Source organism: Polynucleobacter sp. AP-Nickl1-40-C4 (genome assembly GCF_035012665.1).
In the GTDB taxonomy this organism is placed as follows: Bacteria; Pseudomonadota; Gammaproteobacteria; order Burkholderiales; family Burkholderiaceae; genus Polynucleobacter.
The window spans coordinates 1-267 of sequence record NZ_JAYGQR010000031.1; the positions used below are offsets into that span (position 1 = coordinate 1).

1 protein-coding gene is annotated in these 267 nt (G+C 47.2%); it reads right to left on the reverse strand.

All coding sequences use genetic code 11. From position 1 onward, the window contains the following. Positions 1-267 (reverse strand): hypothetical protein (locus tag VC182_RS11505; RefSeq protein WP_323485377.1); only part of this gene is annotated, 267 nt, incomplete at both ends.

Sequence of the window (267 nt, forward strand, 5' to 3'; positions counted from 1 at the left end):
TCGTGTCATAGACCTTGTTATTAGCTGCGGTTGTCAAACGAGGGCCGGTGGTAGAGCCAGGTGTAACGACATAAGGCGTAATGGTGATGTTCTTATTAACTAAGGTGAAGGTGTAATTAGAGGCATCTGCACCACTTACGGCCAAATTCGAACCATATACACCGACGTTTTTACCGCTAGCTGCGCCAGAAATCGTTACCAAATCATTTGTCAGAATTGCTGGCGATGCTACTGCAGGACCCTGGGTCTGAACTTGACCGTTGTAAG